General features: G+C 41.5%; 8 protein-coding genes and 1 tRNA gene. 3 read left to right on the plus strand and 6 right to left on the minus strand.

All coding sequences use genetic code 11. From position 1 onward, the window contains the following. The 6 genes from WBJ10_RS11090 to WBJ10_RS11115 form a co-directional block, all read right to left on the minus strand. A partial coding sequence (locus WBJ10_RS11090) for an FtsW/RodA/SpoVE family cell cycle protein (protein WP_424290267.1) occupies positions 1-3973 on the minus strand: 3973 nt, incomplete at its 3' end. After that, positions 3973-5415 carry a PP2C family protein-serine/threonine phosphatase gene (locus WBJ10_RS11095; RefSeq protein WP_424290269.1) on the minus strand — a complete coding sequence of 481 codons (1443 nt, stop codon included), beginning with the start codon at positions 5413-5415 and terminating at the stop codon, positions 3973-3975. The genes WBJ10_RS11090 and WBJ10_RS11095, both read right to left, overlap by 1 nt. A 94-nt stretch (positions 5416-5509) precedes the next feature. Continuing rightward, positions 5510-6457 (minus strand): hypothetical protein, encoded by a 948-nt coding sequence (locus WBJ10_RS11100; RefSeq protein WP_424290271.1) that lies wholly within the window; start codon positions 6455-6457, stop codon positions 5510-5512. Positions 6458-6612: 155 nt separating this feature from the next. Further along, a complete protein-coding gene (locus WBJ10_RS11105; RefSeq protein WP_424290273.1) occupies positions 6613-7245 on the minus strand; it encodes an HAD family hydrolase in 633 nt (210 codons plus the stop codon). Between the two features lie 104 nt (positions 7246-7349). Beyond that, a complete protein-coding gene (locus tag WBJ10_RS11110; protein ID WP_424290275.1) occupies positions 7350-7964 on the minus strand; it encodes a c-type cytochrome in 615 nt (204 codons plus the stop codon). Positions 7965-8204: 240 nt separating this feature from the next. After that, complete coding sequence (locus tag WBJ10_RS11115) at positions 8205-8582, minus strand: transmembrane 220 family protein (RefSeq protein ID WP_424290277.1); 378 nt, start codon at positions 8580-8582, stop codon at positions 8205-8207. 398 nt (positions 8583-8980) lie between these two features. Between WBJ10_RS11115 and WBJ10_RS11120 the strand changes: the two genes are divergently transcribed. From WBJ10_RS11120 to WBJ10_RS11130, 3 genes are all read left to right on the plus strand, one after another. Further along, positions 8981-9517: a hypothetical protein gene (locus WBJ10_RS11120; RefSeq protein WP_424290279.1), complete on the plus strand. Its 537-nt coding sequence runs from the start codon at positions 8981-8983 to the stop codon at positions 9515-9517. An 85-nt stretch (positions 9518-9602) separates the two neighbouring features. Continuing rightward, positions 9603-9779: a hypothetical protein gene (locus WBJ10_RS11125; protein ID WP_424290281.1), complete on the plus strand. Its 177-nt coding sequence runs from the start codon at positions 9603-9605 to the stop codon at positions 9777-9779. A gap of 359 nt (positions 9780-10138) precedes the next feature. Further along, a tRNA-Pro gene (locus WBJ10_RS11130) sits at positions 10139-10212 on the plus strand. Positions 10213-10326: the final 114 nt, after the last annotated feature.

Consider the following 10326-nt stretch of genomic DNA (forward strand, 5'->3'; position numbering starts at 1 on the left):
TGGTTGATTCCACTCTTATGCAAACAACTATATTGCCACTACCTGAAATTTTTGGAGCAAAGAACACGTACCATCCATCATTTATTCTCTCTCCTTTCCAGATCCTTTCAGGCGTCCCCGTCTTACCGCCTACGGCAATTCCAAGAATCGGTGTTTTAGCTTCGCTCTGCCTGATCATGAACTGCTTTAGTAAAGCAGCACTTTCCGGACTTGTAAGCGAAACAGCTGATTTTACCGGAAGCGCATTTTCACTGATCTTTAAAACGTAACGATGATCTGTCAGACTGCCATGACTTGATACCGCTGATACAAGCCGTGCCACGGCCGCAGGAGTAGCTATTAACTCACCCTGTCCCCACGACATTCCCGAAATACCCTTCGCACGCGTCTTCCTTATATTTGCGGGATTATACTCCGGCTTTGTATTAAATTCGGTTCTTCGCCATAACTCACGCCATTTATTTTCCTGTTCTGTATTATTGCCATCTTTCGAGTAAAAATATCCGCCCACCCCTCTCAGGAACATACCCGTTTTTAAATATAAGTCAGCCATATTTTTCTGCAACTTTTCCTCATTCGCAAGTTTTATAAAATAAACGTTGTTCGATTTCACGATGGCCCGCTCTAAATTTATCAAACCCGTTTCATCAGGCTCAATTCCTTTCGTGCGTATCCGTTCATAGGCGCTGACCTGATATTTCTTATTAACAGCAGCTATACCTAATTTGTTGAAGGATGCCATAGCTGTAAGGATTTTAGCCGTTGATCCTGGCTGAGTGGCATAGGTAAAACCAAGATCTGAAGTGGTTACCCAGCCGGATAGTTTATTCTGTTCAGACTGGCTCATGGTCATAACATCCCAGTTTTTAACCAGTGGAAGCGGATAAACAGCGGAAGTTAGTACATCACCGTTCGAATCATCCATGACCACTACTGATACCCTGTTATCTTTAAGTGAGTCATCCCTGGAAATAGAGTTCTGTATATTTGCCTGCAGCGATGCATCAAGCGATAAAGTGACATCCCTTTTTCTCTGCTTGAAAGCATCCACTTCCTTACTATTGATTCCGGCAAGCAACAGAGGCGACAGCTCACTGTAATCCTTCTTACTAACCGTCATTTCCTTTACTCCTCTAGGTAAAAAACGATCTTCCCGAAATCTAGTCGCAATGGTATTAAACTTGGTTATGGGCGTATTAAAACCGCGAAGCTCGGCAGCATGTTCATACTCCGCAAAATAGCCGTTTGTGCTTCCGCTGAAAATACCTGTATTTGCATCACCGGTCCAGAAAAACATATGCTCCTGATAAGGGTAATAGCGGTCTGGCCGTTTGTGCATGGCAGTTTCCAGGTCATATCCCCCTGCCCCGGCTTGCGATAATAATCCTTTCTGCGCTTTAATCAATTCTGGCTTGCTGGTTGCAAGTATACGCCCGCTACGATCGAAGATCGTTCCAGCTTGAAGCTTGTTCATCAAGATAGCAATCCTTGGATTATAGCTGAACATTCTCACCCCGCTTCGATCAGCTACCAATGAGGGCTGCACAACCCAGGAACGGTTATTAATAACATATGCACCCACATTTACCGTTAGAAGCAATACACCAATGAATGCAGCAGCAAGTGCGGGAACGAGATTCTGGTCTTGTTGTTTACTGATGAAATTCATCTGAACTTCGGTGCCTTTTACCCGGGAAGCAGATAATAGGAAACCGGCGGCAAGCATATTCGCCAATAATGATGAACCTCCATAACTCACCAGCGGAAGTGACACACCTGATAAAGGTAAAGCGCCGGTTGAACCTCCTGCAATTAAAAGAAACTGTACAAAGGTACTAATACCGATGCCGCCGCATAAATAAAACAGAAACGGCGTACCCGTTTGTCGCCCAATGAGTATAGATCGATGAAGATAAATCAGGAATAGGATGAAGATGCAGCATATGCCCGCGAGTCCGAATTCTTCTCCTAGGGCAGGAAGTATCATATCGGTATGTGCTTCAGGTATATTCTTTGCGAAACCCTCGCCGACTCCCTGTCCGCTGAATCCTCCGCTTGACATCGCCCAAATCCCATTTGCCACATGATCACCACCATAAACTTCATTATTCCAGGCATCTTGCCAGATAGATTTACGTTCTACCAATCTTTGCACGGGTCCTGGGAATAATGTATCCAGGAATGGAATCTGATCAATTAGTAAGAAACCAGATATTACCACAAGTGCCATGATCGAAGACTCGCTGATTTGTTTGCGTTTGAAAACCATCGCGAATGCGAGTAATGCAACTGTGATAACTGTCGCAAGCCACAAACTGTTCAAAAGCCAGATTGACAAAACGTATAATACCACAGACGCGATCATAAACATGAAATCACCTCTGGAAAATGAAAATAGAATAATAAATGTGAAGCAGATTACCATGGCCGGACCAAGATCTCCGAGAATTAGAAACAAGAAAATTGATACCAAAATCGATATCAAAGCAAAAGAGAAAAAAGACCATCGCTTTCTGTATGTCCGGTATTCGGCAATGAATTTTTCGTTAGTGGCGAAGAAGCCCGCTAGAAAAAAGATGATTCCGAATTTTACAACTTCACTGGGTTGAAGTCCAAATAAGTTAACCTTAACCCCGCTGCCTTCGGGCCCGGTACCGAAAATGATGGTCATAATAAGCAAGCCTATCGCCAGGACTATCCATGGCCATCCATTAGCGGCTTTCCTGTTATCCCTAAACAACAACATCCTGTAAAAAGCGGAGTCAGGGTTTAGTTTCTTAACCTTGATAAAGAGCAATATACAAAGCCCGGCAAGCCCGGCAAGGAGATAGAATAGAGTATCTTGCGCAAAGAAGCGGTCCCTCAACGGATCCTGAAGACTAAGCAGTGTTAAAAGCGATATACCAGCAAAAAACATGAGTACGGGAAGTATTATCTGGTCTGCTTCCGGGAACTTTACCGTAAGAAGCAAATGGACAAGAAGAAACGCACCCAGGTAAGCCCCAATAATTATCCAAAACCATTTAATGAATTCTTCCGGAGTTCTTACAATAAGCGTTTTTTCCTTTTTGAGGATATTGAAATCTCTCGTTGATAATAACCTGATCGTGTGTATGTTCTGAGTGAAATTCAGCGAAACATCATTTTCAAGTTTAAGCACACCTTTAGACGCTCCGAACTGGAACCCCGGCTGCAGGGGAAGTACCTGGTAGGCTTTGTCATCTGGCAATCCTGAGAACCGATATGTCCCCTGCCCGTCAGTTCGGGCATAAGCAACTAATGATTCCAGCTGTCGGCCCTTCAGACTGTCAGCAAGTAAAGTTTTAGTGAAGCCGGTACCTGTCTCAATAATTCGTTTTTCAACTTCCATAACCTCTTCGCTGTAAAGGCTATCCTGTGGCAGGATCATCAGAAGCCGTACCAGAACACCAGCCACTGGGGACTTGTCGGAATTAACGATCTTACCTGTAATTCCGTGTTCCCCAGATTTAACATCTGTATCAGAAGGCACGTTAGGCGGATTGGATTTCTCCTGATTGTAACGTAGAGAGTCATCACCAGTAAAACCCAGAAGGGCACGGGAAGCTTTCACTCTCATTTTAAAAGCAGTCCCACCCTCAGAAAACGCTTGTTCGGCATTTACGAAAAATTTCTTTTTATTTAGTTCGCCTATATTATCGATTAGTGTATTGTCCTTCAAATTCCCCTCTTCCACAACCCATCTAATCAGGCCAATATCTTTTTTATCGTCAAAGTAGTAACCCTTGATCATCAAATCATTAATCCTTTCCGCAGTTTTACCTGCATTGAGGTTAACCATACTCCCCTCAGCAATACGTTTTTGAACTTCGTCAAAATCACGCTGAAGAACCTGATAAAGACTAAAAAATAATAGCCCGAAAACTAGAGCAAGAAGGCCCATGAACAGTCGTTCAAATCTTCTGCCGCTACTCTGTGAATTTACCGGTGCCATTAATTCGGTCTTTGAACTGAAAGTGAGTCGTCGGTACGGAAGAACATTTCGGTTAATGTACCGTTGATAAAGCTATCTGCGGGAGTCTTAAACTGGAAATACACCGGAGCTATAGAGTTTTGAAATTTCACTCCTTCCATACGGACATTTTTTGTCTGGCTTACTAAGCCTACTTTAAAGCCGTCAAAGGTGACCCCATTCAGTACGATAGATTTAGCTGTTTGCGGTATGGTGAATGCTGGGCCTGAATAGGCCGAATCGCTTTTAAACACAATTTTTCCCCTTGCCAGGATGTAAAGTGTATCCTGACTGATATTTACAGGGCCAGTAAATATAATAGGCTCATTGTAAACAGAATCACTAAGTATAAGTGTATCGCCAGAGAAGGCTTTAAGCTCTCTTGAAAACGCTATATCTGATACCGTACCAATACCTGTTGTGTCTGCAACCTGGATGTGACGTTCGGCAGTATTTTCCTGCCCACGCAACCAAAGAAGATAAACCGTACTTAACAACAGGCCAATACAAAGAACCGAAAGCAGCATAACAGCGGTGCGATTACTGCGGACAACTGGCGGTTTAGCCTTTAGATCGTGCTTATTTACAATAACGTTTTCTGCAAGAGGCTTTTCAGGAGTCGTTATTTTTTTTTTTGAAACTGGCAGGGGTTTTACGGCTTCTTGTTCCTGGAATGGCTTATCATTCTTAACCAAGACCGCTGTAATATTGTCTTTTCCACCTTTCGAATTCGCAGCATCTATCAGCTTTTGGGCCATCTCTTCCAAGCTGCTGTCACTCACAAGAATTTCTGTAATGTCCTGCTTGCTGACCATATCCGTTAAGCCATCACTACATAAAAGAATCAAATCACCCGGAAGAAATGGTGAAGTGCCAGATTCGAAATAATCGGCGTCATTCTTAATTTCCTTGTTGAAACCAAGCGCTTTATTTATCTCATTTCGTTTAGGATGTCGCATCGCTTCATCTTCCGATAACCTGCCGCTATCCTCCAGAAATCCTACAAACGACTGGTCTTTAGTTAGTTTTACTAATGAGCCATCCCGAAGCAAATAAAGCCGGGTATCTCCCACATGGATATAATGCAATTCATTATTTCTGACATCCACAACCGCCAGGGTCAACACACAGGCCATGCTCTCATGTTCCTGAACCTCAAATTTCTGGTTGCATATTTTCTCGTTCGCACTAAAAAGAGCTTCAGCCATCATAGTACCGACGTTACCGCGGAGGTTCTGGAGATATTCAATGATGCTTTCCCTGGCAAGAGCGGCTGCAACTTCCCCGCCGGAATAACCTCCCACTCCATCAATGGCAGAGGCCAGAATAAACTCACCTCCGTTGGTGGGCTGTATTATGAAAGTATCTTCATTGTTTCCGCGAACCTTCCCGGTATCTGTAAGCCCAAAATAATTATTAGCCATTTTTTTTGTAGGTCTTTTTAATGTCTAGAAAGTGTGCAAATAGTAGTAAAACACAAACTGCAAGAAGTACTATAGATAATAGATGGGACATGATTTAAGCCTTAAAAATGTTTACCCCTATTATACCGTTTAAGATCATTTTTGAATTTAATGGCAGTTCTGTCCAAACCGGCGCATTAATGTCACTTTTATCAATGACTTTTTCATTAACCATCGTTTTCTCTCCAAATGAAGTCAGATAAAATTTAGAATCTGATTTATTATATCTTATGGTTAAATGGGGGGTGTCAACCCATTCTGATGGTATTTTAAAAATATTGCTTTTCTCCCGTGTCTCGTCCGAACCTGAAACAGTAATCTCATCATCATTCATAAAATATTCGACCTTATGACCTGAATAGGCTTTATCGGGAAGTATAGTTTCAAATCTTGCAAATGATTGATTTTCTACGTTTTTAACTGTCGTTTCAGCTGGCGTAAGATCATTTACATAAGGAACTTCATAATAACCTTCACTGTAGAATGTAAAGCCTTTTAGGTTTTCCTGATTGATGTCAAAAGTCTGTGCCAGGCCCGTTTGCCTTGGTATGAACGTAACTTTAAGGTTCTCTTCTTTTTGAGTAGTTCCAGGCAGTAGCCTTCCTATAAAGCCTTTATCGCCCTTCTCGTAGTCTGGATGCGAAACAAACCGAAATACCCATTTATTGCTTGACGGTTCCACAACCCTCAGCTCGGTGCGGGATTGGGTCAGTATCTCATAAAATTTTTTTACTGCCTCCTGAACAATCAGCCCGAAAATTCCCCGCTTATTATCCATGAATTCTTTATAATCATCCGGGTTAAAACAAATGATGTATTCATGGTAAAACACCACCCTATCGGCAAAGGATAATGCGGAAATTGAATCTTTAAATTTTTCGATAATGTATTTATAGACTTCGTTAGGAGTAAGGGTCTTTGGCGTGGAGGAAGAAACTCCTGTGTCGCTAAGAAACCAGTCTTGAATTCCAATACGCTTCCAAAAATTAGTTTCGGGTTTCATTTAATATTATAATTTATATCTTTTTTAGCCATTTGATCGGGTGCAGCTTCGATTTTCTGCACCAATTCATTCGCAATTTAACTTTTATCTCTTACACAAGAACTATACCTATTCCTCTGCCAGAAAACAAAGCTGTGCTTTACTACTCCAGTTTATCACAAATTCATATAATAATCTGTAAGAGAATTAAAATCGTCAAACTTTAAGTCGAAATCATCTGTGTTTCCAAATCCATAGGTGACTAAAACAAATGGGACGTTAGCAGCCCTGCTGTCTATGCTGTCGCCATTGGTGTCGCCTATGTAAACAGGCTTGAGCAAATTGTGCTTGTCTATAAGGAGTTTTATATTGTGGCTTTTTGGCTTAGAATTTACTCCGTGGGCCATCTCATCAACAAAGTATTCCTGGAGGCCCGCCCATGTCATAAATTCTATGATCAAGCCTTTCGGACAGTTACTAACAACGAAAAGCTTGTACTTCGAAGCAAGCTTTTTTATTCCTTCGCGAACCCCTTCATACAATATCCCACCTTGCTGCGGGATGATTTTTGCCCGGCATTGGTTAATGGTTTCGTAGATTCGCTCTCGCTCATCGTCATTTTTATCTGGGAAAAAGTAAGGTAAAACCTTTCCCCTCTCCCATCCCATAACATGGTCAAGATCTGCTCTTGTAAACACCCGGTCAATATTTTCGATCTTCGCACCCTCATTCCACGACTGTACATAGGAGTCTACTGCATCCCATAAGGTTCCGTCCATATCAAATATCAGACTGTCTATATTTTTCATGTTTTCCTGGCTTTTTCCGACGGGGGATAATAAAAAATGCGCAGGATATCCTGCGCATTCAGATAGTAATTTAACAATTATTGTTATATGGCTGGCAGCACTTCCTATTTCAGTGATAATATATACCTCACCATCGCCTTAGCATCATCATCAGAAAGTGCAGGATGCGGTGACATTGGAACGGCACCCCATACTCCGCTCCCGCCACTTTTAATTTTATTAGCGAGCTGGCTGACAGTGCTGGCGTTATTGGCATATTTGGCTGCGACTTCTTTATAAGATGGACCCAAAAGCTTCGCGTCAACCTTATGGCAGGCTAAACAGTCTGATTTAGAAATGAGCGCTTCACCTTTTTTGATATCGGCATTATTACTAGTAGCAGCCGGCTTAGCAGCAGCAACAGCTGGTGTAGCAGGTTTTGGAGTCGCACCTGCAGCAGTTGCAGCAGTTGCAGTCGTAACAGGAGCCGAAACGGTCGTTGTAGCAGTAGTAGCGGTAGAATCAACTGGAGCCACCGGCGCTGAAACGGTTGTAGCAGGGCTTTGTGAAGCTACCGGTGCAGCAGCTGGAGCAAAACCATCACTACTTTTGTACGCGCTTCCCGAAGCTGTAGAATCTGACGTGGTCGAAGCTATCCCACGCTCATTTGTAGAGTCACCGCAGGCCAGAAAAATTGCGCAAGCGCTTAATACTAAAAGTTGTTTTATCTTATTGGGCATGATATATTTATTATCGATTAAAAAGTATATGCAATTTTATTAAAAAAAAAGTTAAAAACACCATTAGCGGAGGTATATCGCAAAAAATTCTTTCCGGAATTCGGAAGGCTTAATCCAAAGGCGGCTGCGAAATTAACGACGGTTTATATCTGGATATTATGTAATCATTTTGCTTATTTAAATTCCTGTACTTTTGGAGAAGTTTATGTTTGGAATCCAGACAAAACTCCTTTCCAGAGCTTAAAAATTTCTTTTTCTTCTGTAAACCGTGTAGTTGATAAACAAGGCGGCACTTAAGATAAGTAAACCAAAAAATTCCCGCGTCTCTTCAATCCAGGGTGCTGATGCTTTCATACTCTGAGTGATATTTTCAGCTTCATGTTCATTGAGCCAGCTTAAAACCCCGTACTTATCAAAGAACAAATAAATTCCATATATCAGGAAGACAACCATTCCAGCAAGATATCCTTTTGGATAATATATCTCGTTATATGCTTTAAAACACATAAAAGCGCCATATAAATAGATCGGGATCCATAAATAGGGATCTGGATCATTATACTGTAGGGCTGCAGCGATTATGAAAAGGATACAGAAAAGAATATTGAATGTCTTCATTTATCAGTGTTACGTTTTAAGGGGTTTTTTATGAAACTGAATCACGACTATAAAGTTTTTATCAATTGAAAATTGAATAAAGCTTGGTGTTCGATATAAATATTAACAACATGTAAGATGACTTCAAAAACTGTTCGGGTGGTTTTCGGGAAATGTTCGATAAAAATGACATCGACTCGAAGAGGACTCGAATACGACTCGAAGACATGTCGAAGCCTCGTCGAAACACATGTCGAACACATGTCGAATAAAATTAGCTAATCGTGTCTCCTTCAAGAAAATAGCTTGCCCTCGCTCCCAATCAAAATCTTTTTTTGAAAAGATTTCAAACACCTACTGCTTAAATGTTGTAGTTAAATATACAGATACCGATTTAAACTATACCAAATTTAAAAAACATGGAAAATAATGCATCAAATCAGAACCGCATGATGACGGGAATGTTCAGAGATCGTCAAAGTGCCGAAAGTGCTTATAACGCTTTACACGAACGAGGTTATAGCCAGGATGATATCAATTTAATGATGTCTGATGACACCAGGAAGAAACATTTTGAAAATTCGGATCATGATGATACCGAGTTAGGCAATAAAGCACTAGAAGGTGCTGGAACAGGATCAGCTATAGGTGGAACTGCAGGAGCGATCATTGGTGCGATAGCAGCAATAGGTACGGCTGTGGCACTACCGGGCTTGGGACTTGTGATTGCAGGACCAATTGCTGCAGGACTAGCAGGTGCAGGTGCTGGCGGTTTAACAGGTGGAATCGTAGGCGCCCTGGTGGGTTCAGGGATCCCTGAAGACAGAGCAAAAGAATATGAGTCCGGCGTGAAGGATGGCGGAATCGTCATGGGCGTAAATCCAAGAACCCAGGAAGACGCTGATTATTTTGAAAGTCACTGGAAAACCAACAACGGAGAATACATTCACCGTTAGATTTAAATAATTAAAACGAATGCAGGCCAAAACCTGCATTTCGTTTTTCGAAGTTAATTTACAAACAAATGCTACTAAACATTTTATGAAAAATTTATTTAAGTTATTCTCTTTATTTCTAGTTTTCAGTCTGCTAGCAGCTTCGTGTAACAGTTCAAATACCGTTGAAACTGATACAGACACTACAAGCTTAATCGACTCGATGCCTGTGGATACTTCTGAAACTGGCGATACTGCAATCGTAGTGGATTCAATTCAATAACACTCGTACCATGACGGTACACGAATCTAGAAAGAGGGTTGCAGGGCAATCCTCTTTTTTTATGCTCCGCTAAGACATTGTGATTAGTTGTCAAATAAAGAATTAGGATTAGGAGGTAGTTCTCAGCTGGTGACGAGAGACATCAGGCTGGTAGATCTGAGGTCAAGAAAAATAAAATTAAAAGACAATTGATCAAAATTTACTCCTTAAAGCTGGGGATCAACCTGTTATAATTCACGGAATACAAGACTAATCCAGTCATTCAAAATATTTTCAAATTTATTTGTCACAGACTCTTAAAAGTCTATCTTTGCAGTCCCTTAACAAATGAAAAATACCGGTTATCATTGTTAAATGTTCGGGGTGTAGCGTAGCCCGGTATCGCGCCTGGTTTGGGACCAGGAGGTCGTAGGTTCGAATCCTGCCACCCCGACAAATACCAGTTCATCTGGATGCAAAAGCCTCTAAATATCATTATTTAGAGGCTTTTCTGCTTTTAAACAGTTCATATTAATCCGTTTCAATCCATACTTTCTGAGAACCATTA

Origin of the sequence: Daejeonella sp. (genome assembly GCF_049655485.1) — a bacterium.
In the GTDB taxonomy this organism is placed as follows: domain Bacteria; phylum Bacteroidota; class Bacteroidia; order Sphingobacteriales; family Sphingobacteriaceae; genus Daejeonella.

Bases quoted from the DNA above. Each gene is read 5' to 3' on its own strand.
- WBJ10_RS11095 (WP_424290269.1), bottom strand. From the start codon at position 5,415: ATGGCTAATAATTATTTTGGGCTTACAGATACCGGGAAGGTTCGCGGA.
- WBJ10_RS11100 (WP_424290271.1), bottom strand. From the start codon at position 6,457: ATGAAACCCGAAACTAATTTTTGGAAGCGTATTGGAATTCAAGACTGG.
- WBJ10_RS11105 (WP_424290273.1), bottom strand. From the start codon at position 7,245: ATGAAAAATATAGACAGTCTGATATTTGATATGGACGGAACCTTATGG.
- WBJ10_RS11110 (WP_424290275.1), bottom strand. From the start codon at position 7,964: ATGCCCAATAAGATAAAACAACTTTTAGTATTAAGCGCTTGCGCAATT.
- WBJ10_RS11115 (WP_424290277.1), bottom strand. From the start codon at position 8,582: ATGAAGACATTCAATATTCTTTTCTGTATCCTTTTCATAATCGCTGCA.
- WBJ10_RS11120 (WP_424290279.1), top strand. From the start codon at position 8,981: ATGGAAAATAATGCATCAAATCAGAACCGCATGATGACGGGAATGTTC.
- WBJ10_RS11125 (WP_424290281.1), top strand. From the start codon at position 9,603: ATGAAAAATTTATTTAAGTTATTCTCTTTATTTCTAGTTTTCAGTCTG.